The organism is Leptospira noumeaensis, from assembly GCF_004770765.1.
GTDB classification, from domain to species: domain Bacteria; phylum Spirochaetota; class Leptospiria; order Leptospirales; family Leptospiraceae; genus Leptospira_A; species Leptospira_A noumeaensis.
The window spans coordinates 234,117-256,688 of record NZ_RQFK01000023.1; the positions used below are offsets into that span (position 1 = coordinate 234,117).

The window sequence follows — 22,572 nt, forward strand, 5'->3', positions numbered from 1 at the left end:
ATGAGCATCAAAAAGAAAATCATCCTTATTTCACTGGCCGTCATTTCCATTATTATCGCTGGGATTATGGTGATTTTGTCTCTTGTTGTTAGATCAACTTTACTTCATAATATGGGAGAAGATACCGAATACATTTCTTCAAAAATTGTCAGCGACATTTCTCATACTTTGAAAGCGCCAATGAATAAAACTTTCGCCATTCGTAAGTCCTACGAAGACGGGTTCATAAACTCGCGACCAGTTGCCATTCGTTATCTAAAACATTTAATCCAAGAAAAAGACATCGCCTTCGCAGTTTATTGTGCCTTTGAACCCAACGCATTTGATGGAAAAGATTCTGCCTATAAGGGGGCAGCCAGCCATGACATATCAGGCCGTTTTATTCCTTATATCTTTAGAGATGGTGCAAAAATACTTACTGAACCTTTAAAAGATTTGGATGATCCGATCAAAGGTGAATACTATCAAAAACCTAAGAAAAAATTAATCACAAGCATAACTTCACCTTATATTTATAAGGCGGGTGGAAAAGATATTTTTATCGTTTCGATTATGGAACCCATTTTACGTAACGGTAAATTTATTGGGATTTCTGGAATTGATATCAGCCTTAACACCATTAAAGAATATTTGGATTCACTTAAGTTTGCAGATGGAGAAGGTAAAATCACCCTTGTCTCCGACAATCATTTGGTTTTATATGATGGTTTTACTAATCTATCGGAAGGGTTAGACTTTCGTTCTGCCGCCGACCCATCTTTTTATGAAAGATTAAAAAACAAAGACAAATCCATCTATACTTACAATGGGTTTTACCATGTTGCGGTCCCTATCACAATCATTGAAGGAAATGATCCTTGGTTTGCCAGAATTTCGATCCCAGAGTCACAAATACAATCCACGTTAAACTCTATCCTGATCACAACCATAACTCTTGGGATTTTGGGTGTGATCCTTTCTACTCTATCCATTTATTTTAGTTTCCAAAGGTTGGTGGATCGAAGGATTAAAGCCATCAACCTATCCACAGAAAAAGTTGCAGCCGGTGATTTACGAGAGTCCATCGTGATAGACCAGTTAGATGAGTTGGGAAGTATTATGGTAAGTTTAGGCAAAATGATTGAGCATTTAAGAAAACTCATTCGTATTGCACAAAAATCCTCGACTAAAATCAGCGATACTACAGACAAAATCCAGGGGACAATCATAGAACTGAATGATTTAGCACAAAACCAAGCGGCTTCCTCGGAAGAAGCAAGTGCTACTGTGGAAGAACTAAATGCCTCCTCAGAAACCATTCATAGCAATGTATTAAGTGCAGTGGAAAACACAGAAACGATTCATCAGTCGCTTAGTGATATCCAAATTCTAATGAAGAGAATTTTAGAAAAAGTTAATTCCTTTGGCGAAATTTCGGTACGTGCCAACCAAAATGCAGAAGAAGGAAGGATTATGGCAAAAGAAACTTCTCTTGCCATTCGAGAAATCCAAGACAAATCCAAAACGATCACAGCTTTTTCTAACGTAATTTCTGATATTGCCAAACGCACCGGTTTACTTGCGTTAAATGCTGCCATTGAGGCCGCACGCGCTGGGGAAACGGGAAAAGGTTTTGCTGTGGTTGCAGAAGAAATCACAAAACTAGCAAGCCAATCAGCGGAGTCAGTTTCACAAATTAATCTTCTTTCTTCAGAAGCTCTCGCCTCCATTGAACGGGGGAACATACAAGTAGAGAAACTCGTCGAAATTTTAAAAAAAATTACCGATGAAGTATCGGAAATTTATATTTCCTCCAAGGAAATGCGGCCAATGTTTGAAGACCAAAGTGCTAGAACAGAAAGTATTTATTCCGAGGTGGAACAAATCACGGAACAAGTAAAAGCCATTCAACTTTCCACTGAGGAACAACAACGAGCCACAGCGGAACTAGCAAATATGACAGTGAATATTTCCAATAGCTCACAGGTGTTATCTGATCAAACATCCTCAATGTCTGAAAATGCCGATCGCCTTGGACAGGTGACAAACACTCTCGACGAACTACTCAAAAGTTTTAGGATCGAAAAGGAATAAAGGAATCTTTCCAAGCGACTGCATAAGCCCGAAGGAGACCACCCATTCGGAACTTGGAAAGACTGTGTCTGGTCGGTTTTGCAACAAAGCTTGAGGCGTTATTGCCCAGCCACCTCGCGAGTCAAAAATCTTTTGTTGTAGTAACTACTATCCAAATGACCACCTCCTTTGCTTATACCTTAGCTATGCCTTTTCTAGTACTATAGAGAGATAACGTCAAGAAAACATTTGATCAAAACTAAAAATAAAAGAAGATAGGGTTACCATGGCAAAAGAACCACAGGAAAAAACCGTAAGTGAAACCGGCCAGTCTAACTCTATTGGGTTAGATTTTGAAGTCTCCATTTTTGATCTCTTCAAACATTACTTCCAGGTAAAACTTCGTGTCCATTCGGATCAATCGGAGATGGTATTTTGTTTGCCCAGTTGGACCCCTGGCTCCTACATGATCCGTGACTATGGAACCCACCTCCATAAATTTGATGTAAAAAATTCCCAAACAGGAGAGTCCGTTTCTTGGGAGATGATAGACTTACACCGTTGGAAATTAAAAAACCTACCACCGGAATTTGAAATTTCCTATATCATTTATGCTTTTGAAGACTTCACTGTCAGAACCAATTATTTGGAAACAGAATTTGGGTTCATCAATCCCCCTGCATTGTTTTTATACCCAGAAGGGAAACTAAACCAACCTTCCACAGTGTTGTTCCAAGTCTCAGAATATTTTCCCTATGTATATTCTAGTTTGACTCGTGACAAAGAGAATTCCCAAATTTTTTACGCAGACAATTTTGATGAATTGTTTGATTCCCCTTTTCATTTGAGTAAACAACATTCTGTTTTTTTCACAGCCGGAACCACCAAACATGAATTACTTGTCGAAGGAGACGTGAGTTTTGATTTTAAAACGAAACTTGCAGAAGACCTAAAACGAATCACAGAAACACAAATTGAATGGATGATGGAGAGCCCAAATCCATATTATTTATTTGTTCTCAATCTGAGTTTACCAGCTTACGGGGGGCTCGAACACAGAGCCTCCAGTATCAATTATTTTAATCCTGAACTATTGTCTGATGAAGAGGAGTATAAAAGACTCCTTGAACTTTTATCTCATGAATACTTTCATCTTTGGAATATCAAAAGGATCAGACCCATTGCTCTCGGCCCTTTTGACTACCAAAAACCCAACCTAACTCGAGAACTATGGATCGCCGAAGGATTTACAAGTTTTTACGATGTATACTTTCTTTACCACTCCGGGTTTCTGTCCAAAGAAGAATACTTAGTCAAACTCCAATCAGACATTTTATCTTTGGAAGACAATGAAGCCGATTCTTGGATGAGTCTGGAAGAATCATCTTTTACTGCATGGACAAAATACTACAAAAGAAATGGAAATAGCCATAACATCACAGTATCTTATTACACAAAAGGAGGAGTTCTTGCTTTATGTATGAATTTATTTTTGTTAAAGGAATCTAAAGATAAAAAAACAATCAGGCACGTATTTCATAAACTAAACGAAGTATATGTAAAAACAAAATCAAGAGGATTCACAAAACAAGAGTTTTTTGATACAGCTAAAGAAGTTACAGGAGTGGATTTAAAAACCGAATTTAATGTGTATTTAGAGAATCCAAAACCAATCCCTGTTGATCATTATTTAGATATCATTGGCATCCAAAGGATCCAAACAGATTTGGTAGGAGATACGGGATTCAAAATAAAAGAAAAAGCCGGGAACCTTTACATTCAAAAATTACTACACAAGGAGAATACAGAGTCGTATGATCTTATGTTAGACGATGAAATTCTTGCCATTAATGGAAAACGGGCCACAGCTTCCAACCTACAAAAATTGGAAAAAAACTTGCGACCGGGTGAAAAATTCCACCTAATCCTCTCTCGGGCAGGAAAAATCAAAGAATCAATGATCACTGCATCTGGTTTTTATAAAACAAGAAAATTTGTGATCGCAGAGGACACAACCGATGACAGAAAAGAACTCAGAGAATTTTTCCTAAGGAACGTAGTGTAAATGCCAGCTTTATTCAATTATATACTCACACCTTCGAGTAAAGATGAAGTGCTTTTGGATAGGCCTCTCCCACTCTCTCATAGGCATCCCAAACATTGGATCCATATCACGGCGGAAAATGAGGAAAAACTAACCTTTCTTTTTCAAAAACATGACATCCATCAACTGACGATTGAAGACATCCTAAACCCAACGAGCCGAATCAAACTAGAGATTTTTCCTAACTATATCTTTTTTGTTTTTCGCGGTTTCCACTTTGAAAGAAACCAACTCACCCAAAAGAATTTTAACTTCATCCTAACTCCCAATCAAATCATTTCCTTAACACTTGATTATCGAGATAGTATTGGGGATCTAATTGACCAATGGAAAGTGAATCATAAAATTTTGGCCCGTGGATATGAATTTATTGTTCATAAAATTTTAGACATTGAAACAGACCATACACTTGCCATCACCCAAAAGATCGAAGAAAGGATCGAACATTTTGAAGATCAAATTTTTAGTAATGCAAAATCATTGGATATCAGTAATGTTTATAGTTTACGAGCAAGCCTTCTTTCCATCAAAAAAGGGATGTTACAAAACAAAGAAGTGTTAGAAGATTTAGAAAAAATCAAAAACAGTTTTTTCAGTGATGAAGCCGATGCTTTTTTTCGGGACGTTCGTGACCATTCCCTTCGGATTTTAGAACTTGTGGATAGTAATATAGAATCCATATCGTCTGCACTCGAAGCACATATTGCTATCTCCACTCGTAAAACAAACGAAATCATGAAAATACTCACGATCATGACTGCGATTATGTTACCAATGTCACTAGTTGCGGGGATTTATGGGATGAACTTCCGACATATGCCCACTCTAGAATGGGAATACGGTTTTATTACGGCTCTTGGTGCCATGGGATTTTTAGGTATTTTGATGTTACTTTATTTTAGAATCAAACGTTGGTATTAATTAATTCTAAATCAGACCACGAATTTGAACTAACAATTCTTTGTCTTCGTCTGGAGGTTCTATTTCCCCTCTTGTCCACTGGTTGAAAAGTTCCTTCAAACGTTTGTTCAGCGATTCAAATTCTGGTGAATTCGGAAATAGGATCACCGAGTTTGACTTCACAGTTTTTCCTGTAGTGGATATAAAAGCAAAGTCAGGAATCATTTTTTCTAGAGTTTCTGCTGAGAAGGCTGGATAATTAGAACCAAGCCAATCCACCGAAGGCAAACAATTCTTTTGAAAATAAGCATCGCTTAGAGCTGAAGTCAGAGCCCTTTTTAGTTGTTGTTTTTTTTCTTTTTCAAATCGTTCTTCTCTTTCCCTAAGTTTCTTTTTAAAGAAATTTTCCCTACGTTTTTGGTATAAAAACTGACGATCCATCTGTGCATAGGAAAGGATTGATTTTGCCTTCGCATAACCAGAGTTTACTATAGGAGTCACTCCTAAATAATAAAAAAGTTTATAAAACCAAGGGATATAATTGAAATAAACTGTTTGCAAGTTTTTACCATAAGTTTTGACAAACTCTTCATCTTTGAATAGAGGTTTTAGTTCTTTTTCGTTTAACTCTATGATGGCTTTAAGATATAAAATATGTTCTGTGGTGAACCGGTAATTTTGAAAAATTAAGTTATTGATATCTTTGATATTACTTTGGTTGTTATTCACAAAAACGGCAATTTTCGAATCTTGGTCATGCCACTCTGCCGAAAGAACTTTGGGATTTTTTCGAAGTAAATCAATGATGATGGTATCGTGTTCGTTGTCTTTTTCTAAATTGATACGAAGAAGCCTTGAATCAAAATCGAATTGGCTATCCAACATCTTCATATACACTTTAAGGAGCCGATCCACTTCACGTTTTTTTTCGACCTCAGCGTATTTGGCTGCCATTTCAGCCACTTTTCGTAAATTATGAACTAAAGGATAAAATCCATTTTCTTTTAAAATTTCTTTAAATCCATACAACATATCAATTTTGGAACGGATGAGATCAATTTCACTAGGTTCCGAATTACCAGTAGCAGGTATTGTTGTATGAATCCGATCAAAGGCTAATCTGATTTCTGTATCAAAGGCCTTTGCTAAAGGTTCTACCTTAGTCATTAAATATTCGTTTGCAATATGAAGGAAATTGGCAGCATCCATTTCCGGGATCGAATAAAATCCCACATGAGGAAGGACAATGATCCGTGGGTCTGCTTCTAATTCATCGATAATGAGTCCACGAGAACGTTTCAACATCTCGGCTGACGGTTGCAAGGGGAACTGTTTGGGCTCCAACAAACGATCTAGTTCATCACCAGACCCATCATTTTCATTGTAATCAATGTCTGCGAGTTTGGTTAAAACATTACGCCATGTGTCTTCGGATAAAATCCGTTTGGCTTGGATGTATTGGAATAAATGTTCTGTAGACTTTGCGATGAGTAATTTATAGGGTTCTTCTAAAGGCATTCCTCCAGGAAGTCCTACAAGAAAATTTACAAATCGTAATTCACCTACATCCGCATCATATTTGATTTCAAAAAGTTGAGTCGTAAGCCCGTAATCAATGAGCTGCCACATGGCATCTAGTGCCGTTTCATGATCCATTTTTAATTTTTCAAAATTCGGATCTGTTGGTCGAAACAAATGACCGCCTTCTATATTCTCCCGCGAACTTTGGACCTCGACCGTCTTCATAATAGACAAGGCTTCTTTTTGTAAAATGATCCCAGAAGACCTTCCTAAGGTTTCTTTAGTAGTGAGTTGTAAAAAATGATCGTGCGGAACTGATATTCTCATGTTTAGATGGCTGTGAGTCCGCCGTCGACAGTCCAGTTGGATCCAGAAATATACCCGGATTCTTTTTGAAGGAGGAAATTCACCACACGGGCGATTTCCGAAGGTTCCGCAATTCTCCTAACAGGCGTTTTGTCGATGATTTTTGCTTTATGATCTGAAACTTGGTCTTCCTGGATTCCCATTTTTGTATCCACAAAACCGGGACTGACTGCATTGGCGGTGATTCCAAATTTTCCCCATTCATCGGCAATGGAACGAATGAAACCAACTAATCCATGTTTGGAGGAAGAATAAGCAACTGAATTGGCTGAACCAACAATTGATAAAGAAGAAGCAATGGCCACGATCCTTCCAAAATTTTGTTTTTGAAAGATAGGCAAAAGAAATTTGGAAAAAAGAAACAAACTACCTAAGTTGATCCGAAAAATGGAATCCCATTCTTCAATCGAAACATCGGTGATGGGATGGTAAGGCCCACCGAATCCAGCGTTATGCACAAGACCATAGAGATCACCAGCATCCGAACTTTCCTGGATGATTTTGGAAAGGCTCCTTTCCACCACAAAAGGTGTTTCTGCCAGATCCACTTCGCGGTAGGTCTCTTGCAAGATGGGGGATGCGGGCCGAACTTTGTCCAAGTTCCAAACAGAAAACCCCGCGAGGACAAGGGTTCGTACGATTTCTCGTCCAATCCCTCCACTGCCACCGGTCACGAGTACAATCGATTCCTTAAATTCCATGGGAACTATAAGATTCCTTTTCTTGGGGTAATGGATAAGTCATCTACAAAGACAGATTTAGGCAAGTGGGAAATACTCCACAAATACTCGGAAATGTCCGAAATAGAAACCATATCATTCTTGTCAAACTGCGGTCTTGTGTCCCAAATTTCTGTGGCCACAGCCCCAAGGCTCACATGAACCACCTTGGTTCCGAATGGTTTCCATTCCTCGCGAAGGGCCCGGGCGATTCCGAGAACCGCATGTTTGGACGCACAATAGGCCACCGATTCTGGAAATCCTTGTTTTCCCGCAGTGGATCCTAAAAACACAAATGTAGCTTGTTGGAAGTAAGACAAATGGGGGGCGAAAGCCTTCGCAAGTAAAATGAGAGAATGGACATTGAGTTGGAAATGCGAAGTTAATTCGTCCTCTTGTAAATCGGCAATTGGGCCAAAAATTCCATCACCCAAAGCAAAATAAACATACAGTTCTGTTTCGATGTAATTAGGTGCAGAAGGTTCTTTTTGGAATCCATATTTCTCTGAAAGGGAAATTTCTATGGTTCTTAGATCTTCCTTTTTTGTGGCATCAAAAACAAAAGTTCCGTTTTCTTTTTTAGAAAAGGTATTGAGTGGGAGTTCTCCTTTTCGGGAAAATCCATAAAGAGAAACAGATTTATCTTCTAAAAATCGGTTGTAAAGCCCTTGTCCAATTCCGGAACCAATTCCAAAAATATAAACTTGGGCTTTTGGTTTCATATCCGTCTTGCCATCACTTGCAAAAGAAAATGCACCGCTTCCAAATGTTTGTTGGCTTCCGCCACAGACTTTCCCCAAACAGTAGGCCCATGGCCTTCAATGAGTAAAAATGGAACTTGGGGTATCCCTTTTGTTTCAATGTAACGTTTGATTTCCGAAGCAATGGTCGGAACATGTGTGTGGTTATAAAAAACAGGAAACTTAAGATTTGGTTTTTCATCCCAAATCCCAAAGGCTTTGATGATTTCAATCGGTGGGAGGGGAATGTCCCGAAACCCTTCTTCTTTTCCAATTCCAAATTCTAACAAATTAGAATCCAAAGTATGGACATGGAGAGCTGCACCTGCCACAGGAATCTTTGAGTAAACCACCTGATGGATGCTCGTTTCTGCGGAAGGTTTTAGACCCTCACCGGCAGAAACCAGGGAACCGTCCGCTACAGAAACCGAAACAAAGTCTTTATTGGTAAGTTCTCCCTTATGTTTTCCAGAAGCTGTGATCCAAAACGTATCTCCATCGCGAGCAGAGAGATTTCCAGCAGTGGCGTACATCCACTGCCTTTCATAATAGGTATGGGAAAGTTTGGTAAGTTCTTGTAAGAAAGAAAAAGATTCCAAATCTATTTGTTGACTCGCTCCACGTAGGACAAATCTCGAAGGTCAATTTTTACTGTGTCTCCCTGTTTGATAAAGATGGGAACTTGAACTTCTCCACCAGTTTCTACAGTCACTCGTTTGAGAGCAAGACCCGTTGTATCCCCTTTGAGACCATCTTCTGCATAAGTCACTTCCAATATAGCAAAGTTAGGAGGTGTGACACCGATTGGTTTGTCATTGTAAAACGAAACTTCCACCGCAGTTTCTTCTTTCATAAATGGAAGGATGTCTTCCACATAATCTTTGGAAACTGGGATCTGTTCGTAATCGTTGACATCCATAAAAATGATTTGGTCACCGTCTGCGTAACAATATTGCATTTTACGACGTTCCAAATCCACACTTTCTAATTTTTCAGCCGCTTTGAAGGTTCTTTCAATGGAAGAATCGCGGACAATGTTTTTCAGTTTGGTACGGATGAATGCAGAACCCTTTCCTGGGTTCACAAACTCTGTTTTGACGACGGAATAAAGCTCGTTCTCAATCTTGAGGATCATTCCTTTTTTTACTTCTGTAATGCCTAAGTTCATAATTTCGTTACTCGTAAACAAAATCCGAGGGACTTGGCCATGTGTCAACCGAAGTATGGTCATAAGCGATGACCTGGTCGGATTGGAAATGGCAATTACAAAACCGAATCACTACCTTAGAGGATTTGGAAAAAAAACTAACTCTTACCGAAGAAGAGAGGGTAAGTTTTGCACCCGCACTAGAAGAATTTAGTTTTGCCGTCACACCTTACTACTTGGAAAGAGTGGAAAAAGATAATCCAAACTGTCCGATCCGCAAACAAATCCTCCCTAGGGCCGGAGAATTGAAAAAAAATCCCAATGAAGTCGAAGACCCACTGGCGGAAGAAAAATATATGCCCGTCAAAGGGGTGACACACAGATACCCTGACCGCGCCATTTGGTATATTTCTCATGTATGTGCCGTGTATTGCCGGTTTTGTACAAGGAAACGAAAGGTATCTGACCCCGAAGAAACTCCCAATCGCAAAGAATGGGAAAAAGCTTTGGAATACTTTCGCACTCATACGGAATTACGAGAAATCATTTTGTCTGGCGGTGACCCACTCACACTTGCTGATTCCTCACTCGATTATCTTTTAGGGGAATTAAAATCCATTCCACATCTCAACCAAGTGCGAATCCATACCCGCCATCCCGTGACTATGCCCATGCGGCTTACAGAGTCTTTAAACGAAGTGTTTGCAAAATACTTTCCTTTGTATATGGTCACTCATTTCAATCACCCCAATGAAATTACAGATGAAACTAAAATGTATGTTATGCGAATGATAAAAACAGGCCATGTCTCTATTTTTAACCAATCCGTGTTACTTTCAGGAATCAATGATGACGCAAAAATTTTGTCGGAACTCAATTACAAACTGATCTCCATCGGGATCAAACCCTATTACCTCCACCAATGTGATGAGGTATTTGGAAGTTCTGATTTTGTTGTGCCGATTGAACGTGGGATTGAAATCTATCGGAAACTCCGTGGTTATCATTCTGGGATCACCATTCCCAGTTATGTAAAAGACCTGACTGGTGGTGGAGGGAAGGTTCTTCTCTCCCCTGACTATTTTCAAAAGAAAACAAAAGATGGATATCTATTCCAAAATTATTTAGGAGATGAATATGAAGTGGGCCATTAAAATCATTCCTGTACTTTTTTTAATGGTTATGGCTTGCCAATCATCGGAACAAGGAATCCTTACCAAAAAAAAATCGGATCCATCTTTAGCGGAACCAAAACCCGAAGAGAAAAAATCTAACCTAACAAAAGAACTTCGCCTGACCTACCACGCCGTTTGGGTGGCAAAAGAAAATTTTGAACTCTTAAAATCGGGTTCTATTTTTGGAACAGGAAATAGTTATGAAATTCAATTGGAATCGGACAAACAAATCCAATGGATGCGACTCTCCTCCACCGACAGAGAAAACCAGTCCCGGTTTCCTTATTTCTATCAGGACGAAGTCCAAAATCCAGATGTTTCCTACTTTGTTTGGGGAAACAAAAAATGCAGTGTCCTTGTATTTTCTCTCCCAGGTTCCAGACTCTATGCACGCTGGGAAGGGATCCATAATGGGTTTTTACTGGTTTTTGAGACCATCATTCCAGGCCAGAACGGTTCCAAAGAACTGGCAAAGGAACTTCACCAAATGGTGCTAAAGTCCCTCGATCTCTATTAACTCTTTAGATTTCCCGCAAAGCCTGATTTTTTAGAAAAAAAGATTAGGCAAATAGAGAGTGGGCGTTAGGCTTTGAGGAGAATTTCTATGTGGTTAAAACTCGGTGAATCGGAAGTTATCAATTTGGATTACATTGCCTCCATCAAAAAAAATCCCAACCAACCTTCCATTGAAATCATTTACCAAGATCTCAATAATGTTAAATCCCTTCCTTTTCCCGGCAATGAAGAACGTGACCGAGCCTTCAAAGCCATTTTAGAAAATTTATCTCGAATGAAATTATACTTTGAATGAACCATGGAATTTGAAGCACTAAACCCTAACCTCTATGCACAAGTTTTGGATGAATTAGAAATCATCCCGTCAACGAAACCTTACCAAATTCTTTTTTATGGATCTAGGGAACGTGGTGATTTCCATCCAGAATCCGATCTCAATTTTTATTTGGTAGCTCATTCGACTGACCAAATGAAGTCACAATTTATTGATTCCATTTCTCGCGCCTTACAAAAGTTAGAAGACGTGGCCCCTGTGAATATGATTGCGGGAGATGCAGATTCTCTTCGTCACAGGTTAAAGATTTCCGAACCAGGAAGTGTGCAACTGATGGAAGCCTCTTCTGTATTTTTTGGGGAAGGCCTTTTTGAAGATTTAAAAACCGATTGGGAAAAGTGGAAACAAAGAGAAATTCCAAAATCCGATCTCACCCTATACCTAGAAAAACGAATTCGTTTTTTCAAACAACAAGTCACTCGAAATATTAAAGACGAAATTTCTCAACTCGAACGGATCACAACTCTCACCCTTCACATTTGGGCTTTGCAAAATATCCATGACCTAACTCATATTGAACTTTTGAAAATGGACACCCCTGACCAGCTTGCTCCCCTTTTCACCAATTTGTATCGAAAGGAAATGGATGAATCAGTATTTGAACTTTTGGAATTACAAACCCGCGTTCGTAAACTGAAAGTAGATGTTCGCTGGAAACGCGAAGTTTCCAGAGAGGACATTCACGAAACCAAATACAAACTCATTTCTCTACGAAATGATGAAGAGTTTATGATGAATCTTTGGGCTTAAAAAAACCGAAGGTTTCAGATTCACCAAGCAAATAATACCTCAAGAGTTGAGCTAGAGAACGGATATTGTTCGTTATGCGAAAGTCTGAAGATTTATAATTAAATATGAAAGATAAAATTTCAACATTACACAAAAAGTTTTACCCTTATACTAGTTTGAATTATTGGCAAGATGTTACTTTTGCTTTCATATTCAGAGAAATAGCTTTTGTTTTATTACCATTAGTAATTATATTTGTTTTGCAAAGGTATTTTACAAATTTCGAATGGAATACTTTTTTTGCCTCAACCGATTTTGCTTTTGCAACAATAGTTTTAATCTGCTCCGGTATATTTCAATTTGTTGAATTAAAAGTAAAAATACAGGGAGATAAATCGGAAAAACTACAGCTTGGGCTAAAGTATTTTGTTATCTTTCTAGTATTATCTTGCATCTTGATGACTATTACTATTTTAAAACAACTAAGAACCCTTTCACAAATTATTCCAGATGATTTAATAGGAAATTTAATGAAAGGATTTATGCTTTTTAGTTTCCTTTTATTATTTATCAAAGTTTCTCAAGAATTAAAAATTGAGTATATACGAAGATACGGCAAATTTAAATCAAAAGAAGACGCATATATAGAAATTAATGAAAATCTAGATAGCATAATTGAGGATTTAAATGGATCTCATTTCTTTTGCGAACAGTCAAAAGACTTAAAGCTAGTTCAAGGAAATATAGAGATGGATTCTTGGGAAGGCTCAACTACAGAATTAAAAGAAGAAATAATTCAGAAAATCCATTCCGCGAAGAAATCACTAGATAGAATAGAAAAATTTCTCAAATATTAGTGAAACTATTCAGACCTTCGCATAACAACGGAGAATCGCTGCGCTTCGGGACTCAGGGTCGGGAAACGTCGAGTAGACTAGTTCGTTATGCGAAATCTCTTAAAAAATTTTCTTTAACAAAAATAACTCAAAAAAATGGAAATTTTTAATCTTTACACTAAGTTCACATAGTTAAACAGTTCTGGTAGATGAACAGTCGAGTCTATATTGAAACTTCAGTAATAAGCTACTATACGGCAAAACTTTCTAAAGATATTCGCACTTTATCGCGTCAGGAAACCACAATTGACTGGTGGGAAGAGGAAATGAGTAAATTTGACTGCTTTATTTCTCTAGCCGTAATTGAAGAAATTTCAAAGGGAAACCAACTCGAAGCTGAAAAAAGATTAAAAGCATCCGAAAATTTGCCAATTTTAGCAGAAAAAGTCGAAATTATGGCTCTTGCTGAGAAATATTTTTCAAAATTAAACATTCCAGAAAAATCTAAATATGATACCATTCATATTGCGTATGCTTCATTTTATGAAGTTGAGTATCTTTTAAGTTGGAATATGAAACACATTTCTAACCCGAGAACTCAAAGTGCATTAATTGACTTGAATTTAGAACTTAATTGGAAAACACCCTTGCTTATTACGCCGGAAGCTTTAATGGAGATTTCATAATGGATGATTTAATTATAACAGAAGTTAGAAAAATTAAAGCAGAATTAGAACAAGAAAGTAAAAATGATTTTGAACTAATTCTTAAAAAACATCAATCGCTACATGAAATTTATAAAGCAAGAATTGTAGAGAAAGATGAATTAGATAAAAAGTCTAAAACACCATCCTTAAAATAAGAGACTTCGCATAACAGCGGGGAAACGCTGCGCTTCGGGACTCAGGGTCAGCCTGCGTCGGTTAGCCTAGTTCGTTATGTGCAAGTTCGCAAAAAATAATTCAAATAATAAAAAGTAGAAAAGAATGGCAATACCACAATTTCAAGAAGCGATGAAACCAGTTCTAGAATTTCTATCTAGAAATAAAGAAAGTCACACCTCGGAGATAAGAAACTATGTAGCTTCGGTTTTCAAAACAACAAATGAAGAAATGGAGGAAATGTTACCATCTAAAAGAGCCAAATTATTCTACAATCGCGTCGCTTGGGCAATTCAATATTTAAAAATGGCAGAATTGATTGAATCCGAAAAAAGATCTTACTATAAAATTACAAATGCAGGAAAAAATTATCTGCCAAATTCCCCGAGTAATATCACCGTACAAGATCTTTCTAAATTTGAAGCTTTTAAATTAAAGAAAGACTCAACAGAAAAATCAGAAAACATACAAGAAATCCAAACTTTATCCTCACAAACTCCAGAGGAAATGATTCAAACTGGGTATAACATCATTTTATCAGATTTATCTTCTGAGCTATTAAAGTTGCTCAAATCTTCCTCACCATACTTTTTTGAATTCATTGTTGTCGATTTGCTTATCAAAATGGGTTACGGTGACAAAAATGATGCAAATGCGATCCTTACTAAAAAAAGCGGTGATGAAGGTGTAGATGGAATTATTAAAGAAGATAAACTAGGATTAGAATTCATCTATGTTCAAGCGAAACGATGGGAAAATCCTGTTGGTAGACAAGAAATTCAAAAATTTGCAGGGGCATTACAAGGTCAAAGGGCTAAGAAAGGAGTTTTTATTACAACTTCTAGATTTTCGAACGATGCAGTTGAATATGTAAACAAAATCGAAAGTAGAATAATCTTAATTGATGGAAATGAATTAACAAAACTAATGATAGAATACGGTGTTGGAGTTTCCGAAAAAGAAAATTTTATTATTAAAAAAATTGATACCGATTATTTTGTTGAAGAATAGCGACTAACCGCTTCACTTCGGGACTTACGCCCTAGTTCGTTATACGCCATAGCTAAAAATTAAAATTTAAAGGAAAACATCCATGTTTAAATGGAAAAAAATATACAAATTACAAATTTCAATAATCAGTTTATGCTTCGGATGTATTCTTACAAATAGTATTATAAAGTATAAATATGAAGATCCAATCTATAACCCTACTCCAAGTAGAAACATAACTGTGATCCTAAACAAAGTCGATGATCATCCGGATGCTTTCAAAGATGGAATATTTATTGAAGGAATTAAGAAAAACGGCTATGGCATGGAAGGTGGCTATATATTTACCAAACCTAGAGGAAATGAAATTATTAAAAATATGTTCATTACAGAACTTCAAAATGTTGGTATCACTATTTCAAATGATGCAAAAGCAAATGTTCCTGAAATCGAAATTCAAGTTAATCAAATTTTCATTGAACCTGAAGTTGGATTTTTTGCTGCCGACGTTATTGCAGTTATTGATATTAATACATTTATCCATTTCAAAAACAAAACTTATAAACGTCGATTTAAAGCTTTCGGTGAAACCACTACCATCATTTGGCCCGATTACTTCTATTATTTAGCTTTAGATAGAAGCTTAAAAAATCTCGCCAGAAAAACTTTACCTGAAGTTGTTGCCATCATTCAGAATGAAAAAGGAAGTTTTTAATTTATGAAAATCTTAATTATCACATTCTTAACTTCATTTATTTTCATTAACTGTTTATATAGATTAAGATATATAAATAAAGATGATACTTCAGAAACTAAATGGAAAATTGAAGAGAAAAGAAATACCAATAAATAGCTACTTCGTATAACAGTGCCTACTCACTTTGCTTTGGCACTAACGACCTCTACGAGGCTCGGCGACGAGGGATGTCGTATCCCCTCGTTCGTTATCCGTAATGACCTAAATGTATGCCTCAGGACACTAGTAACAAAAAAACTAGAGAAAATAGGCCGCAAAGATTACTTTTTGAAATCAAAAACAAGAAAGTAAACTTGACTTATGCATACAAAAGCGCGATCTTATGCATAAGATGAGAACGACAATTGATATCCCTGAAGAATTAGTATTAGAGGCAATGAAACTTACACACATCAAAACAAAAACTGATGTAATCAAAGAAGGTTTAAATACTCTAATAAGGAAAGAGAAACTAAAAAATTTAAAAAATTTCAAAGGTTCCATAGACCTTGAAGTAGATTTAAATGATTTGAGAAAAAGATGAACCAAGTTTTATTAGATTCATCAGTCTGGATCGAATATTTCAGAAACTCAAATTCGCGAATTTCTTCTGAAGTTGATAAATTAATCGATCTTGGCAATGTCTATACCAATGAACTGATTCTAACAGAGTTAATTCCTTTTCTTAAATTAAAAAAACAAACGCAACTGATTCAGATTATGGAATCTATTGAATCCTTTAAGATTTTCATAGATTGGAAGCAGATTATTGAATTCCAAACTGCTAACCTTAAAATAGGCATTAATAATATAGGAATTCCTGATTTGCTAATCTTACAGAATACAATCCAAAATGAATCTATTTTATTTACTTTAGATAAACATTTTAAGTTAATGAGCAAAATTCATAAATTAAAACTCTATAACTAGGCCACTACGCATAACAACAACGATAAAACGTCTCGCCGCTCCACTTCGACACAATCCCTAGTCCTTACCTGATTCTGTAAATTCAGATAGAAAAATGGCATACCCTCTTTCTTTCAATTTTTCCTTTGGAATGAATTCCATGGATGCCGAGTTCATGCAGTAACGTTTATTAGTTGGCATTGGCCCGTCATCAAATACATGCCCCAAATGAGAATTTGCTTTTTTAGAACGCACTTCTGTGCGAGTCATTCCATAGGAATTGTCTGTCACTTCGATCACGTTTTCTTTGACGAGTGGTCTTGTGAAACTGGGCCAACCGGTGCCTGATTCAAATTTATCTTTGGAACTAAACAAAGGTTCTTTCGAAACGATATCCACGTAGATACCCGACTGGTGGTTGTCCCAGTATTCGTTCTGAAAAGGAGGTTCTGTTTCATCTTCTTGGGTGACACGGTACTGGAGATCCGTAAGCTTTTTCCGCAGTTCTGGATTCTCTGGTTTTTTCGCAGAGCCGGAGGAAGTTTGGGAACAGGAGGTTCCCAGAAACAAATAAAAGACTAGAGATAAAGAAATGAAAGACAAAATGGAAATTCGTTTCATAGGGGTTAGACTCATATAAAAAAAGGAAAATTTGCTTTCCTTTAGACGAAAATGATTTCGTCTAAAAATCCTATGCTGATTGCCCCTTTACCGAAAAATGAGACCGCACGTCTTTCGGCCTTAAAAGGGCTGGAAATCCTGGACACTCCTGAAGAGGAAATGTTCGATGAAATTACAAAACTAGCGTCCATGATTTGTAATGTTCCCATATCTCTTGTGAGTTTGGTGGATGAAACAAGGCAATGGTTCAAATCCCACCATGGACTTCCCGCACGAGAAACCCCAAGGTCTCTTGCTTTTTGTTCCCATGCCATTTTAGGAGATGAACTCTTTGTAGTTCCCAACGCAAAAGTTGACCCCAGGTTTAAAAATAACCCCCTTGTCAATGAATCACCCAATATAATATTTTATGCGGGCATTCCTCTTGCCCTCGATGACCAAATCAAACTGGGAACACTTTGTGTCATTGATAACAAACCAAGAGAACTGAATGAAAACCAAATCCAGATGCTAAGGCTTCTGGGAAAACAAACCATTCGTTTGTTACAAATGCGCAAATCAACAGAACGTTTGGAGATAGAGAAACTTTCAGCAGAAAGAGCCACGGCAGCCAAAAGGGATTTTATTGCAGCCATTAGCCACGACATTCGTAACCCATTAAACTCGCTTCTTGGAATGTCAGAAATGATTCGTGAAACTGAATTAAATCCAACAATTCTTGGTTATGTGGATCATATCAAAAATGCAGGTGAAGTCATTTTACATCTAGTCAACGATACCATTGAACTTTCCAGGTTAGAAGAAAATGCTAGTGTGTTAAATAATGAATGGTTTGGGTTACACCAATGTTTAGATATTTTCGATTCTTTTTTTACTGCAGAAACAAAACGAAAAAATATAAATTTCCAACTTCACAACGAAGTAGATCAGAGTTTTATCCTCCATTCAGATAAAAGAAAAATGGAAAAGGTTTTTTGGAACCTAACTGCCAATGCAGTCAAATTTACGAACACAGGAAAAGTTATCTGTTCCGTTCGTTTGGAAAAAACAAATGATCAAAATGGCCTTTTATATATTGAAGTCAAAGACACCGGTCCTGGAATTTCCCCAGAAGTCAAAGATAGACTTTTTCAAAAATACAATGAATTTGTTCCTGAAGGTTGTGAAATCTCCGGTTCTGGCCTTGGACTTTCGATTGTCAAACTTTCCCTAGAAGAAATGGGTGGAGAAGTCGAAGTAGAATCAAAGTTAGGTGAAGGATCAACTTTTAAAGTAAAAATTCCAATATTATGGAAATTAGAAGAAAATAATCCTAATCAATCAAATGAAGTATTCATCCGAAATTCCAACTTACCTGTTTTTTCGAAACCTCAAAGGGTTCTCATCGCTGACGACAATGACCTCAACCGAAAAGTTCTTCGTAGTTATTTGAAACCACTCGGTTTTGAGATTGCGGAATCAAATAATGGAATCGATACCGAAAGAGATCTGAAAGAATCCCACTTCGACATTGCCTTTTTGGACATTGAGATGCCAGGAAAACATGGAACCGAGATTGCCAAGGGGTTGGCGGAAAAACCAAACCGTCCGATTCTCTTTGCATGCACAGGACTCTGTATGCCAGAGGAAAAAAACCATATCCTCACCTCTGGGTTCGATTACTTTATGCCCAAACCCTATCTAAAGGAAGAACTCTACCACCACCTAAAGGAAATTGCAAAGTCCAAAACCTAAGACATTCAGGTATTTTTACCTTTCTTTTTTAGGCCATTTTTTTATTGTATCCTATTTCCATGACTAAGAATGACACCGAAGTTGGAAATGACTTCCAATCCTTCGGATTACGTCCTGAAATACTACAAGGAATCACTGATGCAGGCTTCGAATCACCAAGCCCTATCCAAAAACAAGCGATTCCGCTCGTATTGGAAGGAAAAGATTTAATCGCACAAGCGCAGACCGGTACCGGAAAAACTGCAGCTTACGGACTCCCCTGTTTGAACCGAATTAGTGTGAATGATGGCATGCAAGTGCTTGTCCTCACTCCAACTCGTGAACTTGCTCTGCAAGTATCTGATGAATTGTTTAAATTGGGAAAACATTTAGGAATCAAAACCACCACTATCTATGGCGGAAGTTCCTATTCTAAACAAATCACACAAGTGGCCAAAGGTGCCCAAGTTGCCGTTGCAACTCCAGGAAGACTTCTCGACCTATTGAAAGGAAAGGAACTTAAAAATTTCAAACCTTCAATGGTGATATTGGATGAAGCAGATGAAATGCTCGATATGGGCTTTATGGATGATATTGAATCCATCTTTAATCTACTGCCAACCAAACGACAAACATTACTTTTCTCCGCAACAATGCCGGAGCCGATTAAGAAGTTGGCGAGTAAATACCAAACGCACCCCGCTCATGTAAAAATTGCAGCAACAGAAAAATCTTCAAAAAACATCGAACAAGTGTACTACGTGATTGATGAAGCTGAACGTGAAATCGCTGTTGTCCGAATTTTGGATTATGAAAACCCATACAAGGCAATCATCTTCACAAAAACGAAAAAAGAAGCAGATGATTTAAAAGCAACCCTTGGTTTCAAAGGATATCCTGTGGAAGCTCTCCATGGAGATCTAAACCAAAAACAAAGGGAACAAGTTTTAAAAAGCCTACACGATGGCCGAGTTAAGATCCTTGTAGCAACTGACGTTGCGGCACGTGGTCTTGACGTAAAAGATTTGTCTCTTGTGATCAACTACCACTTACCTTTTGATAGCGAAAGTTATACTCATAGAATTGGTCGTACAGGTCGTGCAGGAAAATCGGGAAAAGCTGTGACTCTTGTGACAACCAGAGAATCTCGGGCTCTCATCCGACTCAAAGGAACTTCTGGAACCAATTTGACCATTGCGGCCCTTCCAACCAAAAAGGAAGTACTCGCAAGAAGAGAAGAAGACTTTTTAAACAAAGTTGTGGAAACAGAAATTCATGCAGACGCAGAAGAAGTTTTAGAAAAACTTTTGAAGTTAGACGACAAACGTTCGTTATCTTTAAAACTCCTTTCAACTATGCTTGATAAAACCAAAATCAGTGGACCGGAAAAAATCGGAAAAACACCTGCGGAATGGAGCGAAATGCCTCCTGGTGGTGGATCTGGTGGAAGACGACGTCGTGATGAAGGTGGATCTGGTGGCGGTCGCGGTGGATACCGTGGTGGCAGATCCAACAGTGATAGAGGTGAACGTAGCGAACGCGGAGAAAGAAGCGAAAGAGGTGGGGATTCTCGCCGAAGTAGCAGCACACCCTCTTCTAAAAAAGAAGGTGGCGTTTACGTAAAGGCTGCCGGGAAAAAAACTCAGCGTTTTCGAAACAAGTAGTGGCTCACAAACCACTCCTCACCGTTTCGGTAACCCCATAACTCAGCACAGGCGAGAAAGAAAACTTTCCAATAAACGAACCATTTGGTTTTTTCTTTTTCGCCGTAAGTACTGGCAAGGATAGGCAAAAGTTTATCCTTGTTTTCAATCATATTATCATACCAAGCTTCACTCGTTCTCGCATAATGAGTACCATTCACAACCCAATGGTTTTCGATAAGGAAATCTTTTTGGAAGTATAAAAACAAATCATCCGATGGCATCTGCCCACCTGTGAAAAAATACTTCGCCATCCAATCCGTTTCATCAATGACTTCGAAAGGATAAGCAAACTCCTTATGAGTGAAGATATGTACAAAAAACTTTCCATCCGCCACAAGAAACTTCGATAGTTTTTCAAAGAGTTTTTCGTAGTTTTTCATATGTTCTAACATTTCTACTGAAACAATCCGATCAAACTTGTCCTTGGTAGTAAAATCGTTCATATCTTTTGTGATGATGGTTAGATTTTTTAATCCACGTTCCTTGGCTCGTTTGTCTATGAACTCTTTTTGTGTGCGCGAGTTGGATACACCGGTGACCTTACATTTCGGAAATTTTTCTGCGATATAGAGAGATATACTCCCCCAACCACATCCTAAATCCAAAACTTTCATTCCATTCTGAATCTCTGCACGTTCTACCGTGATTCGTAACATCTCTTCTTCGGATTCAGCAAAATTTGTATCCAGTGTTGGCCAATACCCAGAAGAATACTTCATCCTAGGTCCCATTACATAAGTAAAAAAATCACTGGGGACTTCGTAATGTTGTTCGTTTGCCGCATCCGTATGTACGGCAATCGGAGATTTTTTTAGCTCGTTCACATAATTTATTTTGTGTTGGAGCCCAGCCGTAACATTCTCTTTTCTTTCTTGTTTGATTCGCAACTTCAAAAGTTGGCGGATGCGAAACCGAATGAGCCAATCAGGAAAGATATCCTTTTCTAAAAGTGAGTTGATGTTAAAAGAAGAACTTCCTTCTTTTTCTTTAGAATCCGTAAAATTCATGTATTATCCTTTATTATTTTTGTTTGGGAAACCAAGGGAAAAATGCATTTGTGGTGCGCATATATTCGCGAAAAACATCACCTTTGGAAAGAAGGGAATATTTTTCTGCAAAAGGGACACCGGAAACAAATCGTAAGAGTACAAACATAAAAACGGGGGTAAAAAGGGAAAGGGCCGCCCAAGGTGCAGAAAGAATCGGAATGATCCCAATCCCAAGCCAAATCACCCATTCAAAAAAATAATTGGGATGTCTCGTATACTTCCAAAGACCTAAATTACAAACCTTACCTTTGTTGTTTGGATCGGATACAAACTTATGAAGGTCACGATCAGAAATAGTTTCACCCACTACCCCAACCACAAACAAAATCCAACCCAAAAGAACCATCAAATATCCGTTAGGCCCTATGATTCCGGAGTTAGGAAATAATTTCCAATGGGCAGCATAATAAAAAGGGAAAGATAGAAAGAGGGCCAAAAATCCTTGTAATAGAAACACATTCGTAAACATTTTTTTATGGACATTGTCACCGTAGTCTTTACGAAATCCAGCGTACCTTTTGTCTTCTGGGTGGTTTGTACGGATGCGAGTGAAGTAAAGAAACCCTGATAAACGAAGAGCCCAAATCCAAACTGGGATGAGTACAGCCCATTTCGCAAACACTGTCCCCGTTCCAAAAACTACTAGGATAGTGGCAATACCTGCAATGACAAGTCCCCAACCCACGTCGATGACTGCGTAGTTGTCTCTGGTTTTTCCCCAAAACCACATCAGACTCATAAATAGAAATGCAAATATAACAGCTGCTAGATACGAAAATAATAAATTATCCAAGGATAGATCCTCTCCCTATACCTTGGTTTAGACAG

The 22,572-nt window shown here is 37.8% G+C and carries 24 protein-coding genes; 16 read left to right on the top strand and 8 right to left on the bottom strand.

The window, feature by feature from the left end:
- The 3 genes from EHQ24_RS07880 to EHQ24_RS07890 all read left to right on the top strand — a co-directional run bounded on the left by EHQ24_RS07880 (position 1) and on the right by EHQ24_RS07890 (position 5,077).
- Entirely contained in the window at positions 1 to 2,073 is a 2,073-nt protein-coding gene (locus tag EHQ24_RS07880) for a methyl-accepting chemotaxis protein (RefSeq protein WP_135601117.1), read from the top strand.
- 265 nt (positions 2,074 to 2,338) lie between these two features.
- Complete coding sequence (locus EHQ24_RS07885) at positions 2,339 to 4,117, top strand: M61 family metallopeptidase (protein ID WP_135601118.1); 1,779 nt, start codon at positions 2,339 to 2,341, stop codon at positions 4,115 to 4,117.
- Positions 4,118 to 5,077 (top strand): magnesium transporter CorA family protein, encoded by a 960-nt coding sequence (locus EHQ24_RS07890; RefSeq protein ID WP_135601119.1) that lies wholly within the window; start codon positions 4,118 to 4,120, stop codon positions 5,075 to 5,077.
- Between the two features lie 6 nt (positions 5,078 to 5,083).
- Here EHQ24_RS07890 and EHQ24_RS07895 read toward each other — a convergent pair whose 3' ends face one another.
- The 5 genes from EHQ24_RS07895 to efp are packed head-to-tail and all read right to left on the bottom strand — an operon-like array spanning position 5,084 to position 9,570.
- Entirely contained in the window at positions 5,084 to 6,904 is a 1,821-nt protein-coding gene (locus tag EHQ24_RS07895; RefSeq protein WP_135601120.1) for a hypothetical protein, read from the bottom strand.
- A gap of 2 nt (positions 6,905 to 6,906) precedes the next feature.
- Positions 6,907 to 7,644 (bottom strand): SDR family NAD(P)-dependent oxidoreductase, encoded by a 738-nt coding sequence (locus EHQ24_RS07900; RefSeq protein ID WP_135601121.1) that lies wholly within the window; start codon positions 7,642 to 7,644, stop codon positions 6,907 to 6,909.
- A gap of 5 nt (positions 7,645 to 7,649) precedes the next feature.
- Positions 7,650 to 8,384 (bottom strand): SDR family oxidoreductase, encoded by a 735-nt coding sequence (locus tag EHQ24_RS07905; protein WP_135601122.1) that lies wholly within the window; start codon positions 8,382 to 8,384, stop codon positions 7,650 to 7,652.
- Complete coding sequence (mtnB, locus tag EHQ24_RS07910) at positions 8,381 to 9,001, bottom strand: methylthioribulose 1-phosphate dehydratase (protein WP_135601123.1); 621 nt, start codon at positions 8,999 to 9,001, stop codon at positions 8,381 to 8,383. Before mtnB ends, EHQ24_RS07905 begins: the two co-directional genes overlap by 4 nt.
- Before the next feature lie 2 nt (positions 9,002 to 9,003).
- Positions 9,004 to 9,570, bottom strand: coding sequence for an elongation factor P (gene efp, locus EHQ24_RS07915; RefSeq protein ID WP_135601169.1), 567 nt, complete (start codon positions 9,568 to 9,570; stop codon positions 9,004 to 9,006).
- 68 nt (positions 9,571 to 9,638) lie between these two features.
- Between efp and EHQ24_RS07920 the strand changes: the two genes are divergently transcribed.
- The 11 genes from EHQ24_RS07920 (at position 9,639) to EHQ24_RS07965 (ending at position 16,676) form a co-directional block, all read left to right on the top strand.
- Complete coding sequence (locus tag EHQ24_RS07920; RefSeq protein WP_135601124.1) at positions 9,639 to 10,703, top strand: KamA family radical SAM protein; 1,065 nt, start codon at positions 9,639 to 9,641, stop codon at positions 10,701 to 10,703.
- On the top strand, positions 10,687 to 11,241 hold the full coding sequence (locus EHQ24_RS07925) for a hypothetical protein (protein ID WP_135601125.1): 555 nt from the start codon (positions 10,687 to 10,689) through the stop codon (positions 11,239 to 11,241). The genes EHQ24_RS07920 and EHQ24_RS07925 overlap by 17 nt, the downstream gene beginning before the upstream one ends.
- Before the next feature lie 87 nt (positions 11,242 to 11,328).
- On the top strand, positions 11,329 to 11,535 hold the full coding sequence (locus tag EHQ24_RS07930; protein ID WP_100791940.1) for a hypothetical protein: 207 nt from the start codon (positions 11,329 to 11,331) through the stop codon (positions 11,533 to 11,535).
- Between the two features lie 3 nt (positions 11,536 to 11,538).
- Entirely contained in the window at positions 11,539 to 12,324 is a 786-nt protein-coding gene (locus tag EHQ24_RS07935) for a hypothetical protein (protein WP_135601126.1), read from the top strand.
- Between the two features lie 104 nt (positions 12,325 to 12,428).
- Positions 12,429 to 13,160: a hypothetical protein gene (locus EHQ24_RS07940; protein WP_135601127.1), complete on the top strand. Its 732-nt coding sequence runs from the start codon at positions 12,429 to 12,431 to the stop codon at positions 13,158 to 13,160.
- 188 nt (positions 13,161 to 13,348) lie between these two features.
- Positions 13,349 to 13,825 carry a type II toxin-antitoxin system VapC family toxin gene (locus EHQ24_RS07945; RefSeq protein ID WP_135601128.1) on the top strand — a complete coding sequence of 159 codons (477 nt, stop codon included), beginning with the start codon at positions 13,349 to 13,351 and terminating at the stop codon, positions 13,823 to 13,825.
- Positions 13,825 to 14,001 (top strand): hypothetical protein, encoded by a 177-nt coding sequence (locus EHQ24_RS19215; RefSeq protein ID WP_167483062.1) that lies wholly within the window; start codon positions 13,825 to 13,827, stop codon positions 13,999 to 14,001. Before EHQ24_RS07945 ends, EHQ24_RS19215 begins: the two co-directional genes overlap by 1 nt.
- Positions 14,002 to 14,125: 124 nt before the next feature.
- Positions 14,126 to 15,031, top strand: coding sequence for a restriction endonuclease (locus EHQ24_RS07950; RefSeq protein ID WP_135601129.1), 906 nt, complete (start codon positions 14,126 to 14,128; stop codon positions 15,029 to 15,031).
- A gap of 82 nt (positions 15,032 to 15,113) precedes the next feature.
- Positions 15,114 to 15,725, top strand: coding sequence for a YajG family lipoprotein (locus EHQ24_RS07955; protein ID WP_135601130.1), 612 nt, complete (start codon positions 15,114 to 15,116; stop codon positions 15,723 to 15,725).
- A 364-nt stretch (positions 15,726 to 16,089) separates the two neighbouring features.
- Positions 16,090 to 16,290, top strand: coding sequence for a type II toxin-antitoxin system VapB family antitoxin (locus EHQ24_RS07960; protein WP_208725734.1), 201 nt, complete (start codon positions 16,090 to 16,092; stop codon positions 16,288 to 16,290).
- Positions 16,287 to 16,676 (top strand): PIN domain-containing protein, encoded by a 390-nt coding sequence (locus EHQ24_RS07965; RefSeq protein ID WP_135601132.1) that lies wholly within the window; start codon positions 16,287 to 16,289, stop codon positions 16,674 to 16,676. The genes EHQ24_RS07960 and EHQ24_RS07965 overlap by 4 nt, the downstream gene beginning before the upstream one ends.
- A 57-nt stretch (positions 16,677 to 16,733) precedes the next feature.
- Here EHQ24_RS07965 and msrB read toward each other — a convergent pair whose 3' ends face one another.
- Complete coding sequence (msrB, locus tag EHQ24_RS07970) at positions 16,734 to 17,276, bottom strand: peptide-methionine (R)-S-oxide reductase MsrB (protein WP_135601133.1); 543 nt, start codon at positions 17,274 to 17,276, stop codon at positions 16,734 to 16,736.
- A gap of 72 nt (positions 17,277 to 17,348) precedes the next feature.
- Here msrB and EHQ24_RS07975 point away from each other — a divergent pair, with 72 nt between their 5' ends.
- Both EHQ24_RS07975 and EHQ24_RS07980 read left to right on the top strand, forming a co-directional pair.
- Positions 17,349 to 19,010, top strand: coding sequence for a hybrid sensor histidine kinase/response regulator (locus EHQ24_RS07975; protein WP_135601170.1), 1,662 nt, complete (start codon positions 17,349 to 17,351; stop codon positions 19,008 to 19,010).
- A gap of 59 nt (positions 19,011 to 19,069) precedes the next feature.
- On the top strand, positions 19,070 to 20,653 hold the full coding sequence (locus EHQ24_RS07980; RefSeq protein ID WP_135601134.1) for a DEAD/DEAH box helicase: 1,584 nt from the start codon (positions 19,070 to 19,072) through the stop codon (positions 20,651 to 20,653).
- Here the strand turns inward: EHQ24_RS07980 and EHQ24_RS07985 are convergent.
- Both EHQ24_RS07985 and EHQ24_RS07990 read right to left on the bottom strand, forming a co-directional pair.
- On the bottom strand, positions 20,632 to 21,702 hold the full coding sequence (locus EHQ24_RS07985; RefSeq protein ID WP_135601135.1) for an SAM-dependent methyltransferase: 1,071 nt from the start codon (positions 21,700 to 21,702) through the stop codon (positions 20,632 to 20,634). The two genes, EHQ24_RS07980 and EHQ24_RS07985, sit on opposite strands and share 22 nt — an antisense overlap.
- Before the next feature lie 13 nt (positions 21,703 to 21,715).
- Positions 21,716 to 22,537, bottom strand: coding sequence for a DUF1295 domain-containing protein (locus EHQ24_RS07990; RefSeq protein WP_135601136.1), 822 nt, complete (start codon positions 22,535 to 22,537; stop codon positions 21,716 to 21,718).
- Between the last annotated feature and the right edge of the window lie 35 nt (positions 22,538 to 22,572).

What these genes read in the sequence shown, in the direction of transcription:
- EHQ24_RS07880 (WP_135601117.1), top strand. Translation starts at nt 1, where the DNA reads ATGAGCATCAAAAAGAAAATCATCCTTATTTCACTGGCCGTCATTTCC.
- EHQ24_RS07885 (WP_135601118.1), top strand. Translation starts at nt 2,339, where the DNA reads ATGGCAAAAGAACCACAGGAAAAAACCGTAAGTGAAACCGGCCAGTCT.
- EHQ24_RS07890 (WP_135601119.1), top strand. Translation starts at nt 4,118, where the DNA reads ATGCCAGCTTTATTCAATTATATACTCACACCTTCGAGTAAAGATGAA.
- EHQ24_RS07895 (WP_135601120.1), bottom strand. Translation starts at nt 6,904, where the DNA reads ATGAGAATATCAGTTCCGCACGATCATTTTTTACAACTCACTACTAAA.
- EHQ24_RS07900 (WP_135601121.1), bottom strand. Translation starts at nt 7,644, where the DNA reads ATGGAATTTAAGGAATCGATTGTACTCGTGACCGGTGGCAGTGGAGGG.
- EHQ24_RS07905 (WP_135601122.1), bottom strand. Translation starts at nt 8,384, where the DNA reads ATGAAACCAAAAGCCCAAGTTTATATTTTTGGAATTGGTTCCGGAATT.
- efp (WP_135601169.1), bottom strand. Translation starts at nt 9,570, where the DNA reads ATGAACTTAGGCATTACAGAAGTAAAAAAAGGAATGATCCTCAAGATT.
- EHQ24_RS07920 (WP_135601124.1), top strand. Translation starts at nt 9,639, where the DNA reads ATGACCTGGTCGGATTGGAAATGGCAATTACAAAACCGAATCACTACC.
- EHQ24_RS07925 (WP_135601125.1), top strand. Translation starts at nt 10,687, where the DNA reads ATGAAGTGGGCCATTAAAATCATTCCTGTACTTTTTTTAATGGTTATG.
- EHQ24_RS07930 (WP_100791940.1), top strand. Translation starts at nt 11,329, where the DNA reads ATGTGGTTAAAACTCGGTGAATCGGAAGTTATCAATTTGGATTACATT.
- EHQ24_RS07935 (WP_135601126.1), top strand. Translation starts at nt 11,539, where the DNA reads ATGGAATTTGAAGCACTAAACCCTAACCTCTATGCACAAGTTTTGGAT.
- EHQ24_RS07940 (WP_135601127.1), top strand. Translation starts at nt 12,429, where the DNA reads ATGAAAGATAAAATTTCAACATTACACAAAAAGTTTTACCCTTATACT.
- EHQ24_RS07945 (WP_135601128.1), top strand. Translation starts at nt 13,349, where the DNA reads ATGAACAGTCGAGTCTATATTGAAACTTCAGTAATAAGCTACTATACG.
- EHQ24_RS19215 (WP_167483062.1), top strand. Translation starts at nt 13,825, where the DNA reads ATGGATGATTTAATTATAACAGAAGTTAGAAAAATTAAAGCAGAATTA.
- EHQ24_RS07950 (WP_135601129.1), top strand. Translation starts at nt 14,126, where the DNA reads ATGGCAATACCACAATTTCAAGAAGCGATGAAACCAGTTCTAGAATTT.
- EHQ24_RS07955 (WP_135601130.1), top strand. Translation starts at nt 15,114, where the DNA reads ATGTTTAAATGGAAAAAAATATACAAATTACAAATTTCAATAATCAGT.
- EHQ24_RS07960 (WP_208725734.1), top strand. Translation starts at nt 16,090, where the DNA reads ATGCATAAGATGAGAACGACAATTGATATCCCTGAAGAATTAGTATTA.
- EHQ24_RS07965 (WP_135601132.1), top strand. Translation starts at nt 16,287, where the DNA reads ATGAACCAAGTTTTATTAGATTCATCAGTCTGGATCGAATATTTCAGA.
- msrB (WP_135601133.1), bottom strand. Translation starts at nt 17,276, where the DNA reads ATGAAACGAATTTCCATTTTGTCTTTCATTTCTTTATCTCTAGTCTTT.
- EHQ24_RS07975 (WP_135601170.1), top strand. Translation starts at nt 17,349, where the DNA reads ATGCTGATTGCCCCTTTACCGAAAAATGAGACCGCACGTCTTTCGGCC.
- EHQ24_RS07980 (WP_135601134.1), top strand. Translation starts at nt 19,070, where the DNA reads ATGACTAAGAATGACACCGAAGTTGGAAATGACTTCCAATCCTTCGGA.
- EHQ24_RS07985 (WP_135601135.1), bottom strand. Translation starts at nt 21,702, where the DNA reads ATGAATTTTACGGATTCTAAAGAAAAAGAAGGAAGTTCTTCTTTTAAC.